Source organism: Halovulum dunhuangense, from assembly GCF_013093415.1.
Classification (GTDB): Bacteria; Pseudomonadota; Alphaproteobacteria; order Rhodobacterales; family Rhodobacteraceae; genus Halovulum; species Halovulum dunhuangense.
Genome location: NZ_JABFBC010000017.1, coordinates 1 through 2,220 on the forward strand (window position 1 = coordinate 1; position 2,220 = coordinate 2,220).

The 2,220-nt window shown below is 64.0% G+C and carries 2 protein-coding genes; both read right to left on the reverse strand.

The genetic code is table 11. The features are described 5' to 3' along the window. On the reverse strand, positions 1 to 1,470 hold a 1,470-nt coding region (locus tag HMH01_RS17670; RefSeq protein ID WP_171327116.1), incomplete at its 3' end, for an InlB B-repeat-containing protein. Between the two features lie 432 nt (positions 1,471 to 1,902). Continuing rightward, positions 1,903 to 2,220: sodium:calcium antiporter (locus HMH01_RS17675; RefSeq protein ID WP_425483634.1), on the reverse strand; the 318-nt coding region annotated here is incomplete at its 5' end.

The following is a 2,220-nucleotide window of genomic DNA, read 5'->3' on the forward strand; positions in this document are numbered from 1 at the left end:
GAGCCCCGCCGTCACCCCGGAGGTCAGCACCGCGCTGTAGGTCCCGTCGCCATTGTCGCTGACCGCGCCGATCGTGCCCGCATCCGTCGCGATCACCACGCTCGCCCCGGTCACGGGGTTGTCGTTCGCGTCCACCAGGCTGACCGTCACGGCCGAGGTGCTCGTCCCGTCGGCCACGATGCTCACCGGGTCCGCCACGATGCTCGAGCCGCCCGCCGTCAGGTCGAAAGCGGCCCAGTCGGCATAAAGTGTGACGGTTCCGTCAGGCTCTGCGGTGAGGTTGTCGACCACGGCACCGTCAGCAAAGGCCGTACCGCTGCCGTCACTTTCCGTGTTCCACCCTTCAAATGCGAAACCGGGCCGTGTGAACGCGTTGGCATTCAATGCCTGCGGCACATCGTATGTGAATCCCTGCGGCGCCATGCTGCCGGTGCCACCATTCGCGTCGAAGTTGACCGTGTAGGTGTTGGCATCCCACTGTGCGGTCACGGCAAGATCTTGCAGGGGCATGGTCGCAGGGACTGCGGGGTCCCACCCTGCAAAGGCGTATCCGGTTCGGGTCGGATCGGCGGGGGCGGTGACCGAGCTGCCGGGGTTCTGGGTGATCGGGTCCACGGGCGATCCGCCGTCGCTGTCGAACGTGATGGTCGCCACGGCGTACTGGACGATCACGATACCGTCCTTGCCCGGAAAGTTCCCCCCTTCGCCACCGCCTCCGGGGCCATCCTGCCCGTCACCGTTCGACGCGGATCCGTCGGTCGTGGCTCTGCCACCACCTGCGTAGAACACCTGGGAACCAGTAATGGTGCTGGAGCGCCCGTCGCCGCCGGAGGCAAATGATGCGTCGCCCCCCGCGCCACCGCCGCCGCCGCCGCGCGTGTCGTTCGAGGTGTTTGAAAAGCCGTCAAATCCCGGCGCGCAGCCTGTGCCACCCGGAAATGACTGATTGGTCTTCGAGGCGCCCCCGCCACTGCCGCCATCGCAGCTTCCGTTGCGCCCCGCGCCGGAACCGCCTTCGCCGCGCCCGCCGCCGCCGCCGCCGCCAGCCGTGATGCCGAAGGCGATGCTGTCGCCGCCGTTTCCGCCCGGAGTGGTAAGGCTGGTGCTGCCAATGCCGCCGATACCAACGATAACGGGGTATGATCCTTGACCAAGCGACGTGCTGCCCTCGAAGAAGCCGCCCGCGCCGCCGCCGCCGGTGCCGGCGCCGCCCCCACCACCGACGATCAGATAGTCGGCATCGAGCGGCTCGTTCAGAACGGTAAACTGACCGTCGCCCGCAAAACTGTGAACGCAGTAGGTTACGCCCGCGCCATCATCAAAGGAGCTGACGACCCCGCCAGTCGCCACGAGCAGGCATTCGGCCACGTCCGCCCTGGCCGGCGTCGGGGCAACAGGAAGCGCCGCGAAAAAAGCAATTGCAACAAGGAGTCTGGCAATCTTCTGCTTGCACAGCTGCTGAAATTTCATGATCGAGCGCCTTTGCTTCCAATTTATTCGTTAAAATCGAGCGACACATAATACACATTCATGTTCATACGTTTCTGAATGATATACCCTGATATGCAGGATCCATGAACATGAAGAGAAGTACGTCACGGACATGCGTTATCAAATTTTTTTCGCTTCTATTCGAACGGATTAACCATAAATCCATGAAATTCTGGAATTTTTTATAGACTATAGTCCCTGCCCGAAGGGACTTTCCGGTGCCAGGGGCCACCTGTGGAATGCCTGTCGGGAACCGACACGCAAGGGCGTTTGGGAATGGCCGCGAAGGAATGCCGTCCCGGACCATGTCATCCGGCGCCCGGCATCACGGCGCCGGCGGACCGGCGTGCCAGAGCCCTTGATCGCCACGCAGGTGGACGACGGCCGTCAGGACAGCCACCGCCCCCCCGATCAGGGCCAGATCGCGAACAGGTAGATCCCGTAGCAGGCCAGTAGCGCCGCGCCTTCCCAGCGCGCTATCCGCAAGCCGGTCCATGCAAACGCGACCAGCACCACCGAGACGCCGATCATCACGAGGTTGTCGAAGCTGACGATCTCGGCCGGCACGGCTCCGGGCGCGATCAGGGCGGTCGCGCCGCCGATGCCAAGGATGTTGTAGATGTTCGATCCGACGATGTTGCCGAAGGCGACGTCGCCCTGCCGTCTCAGGCCCGCGACCACCGAGGTCACGAATTCGGGCATAGATGTGCCGACCGCGACGATGGTCAG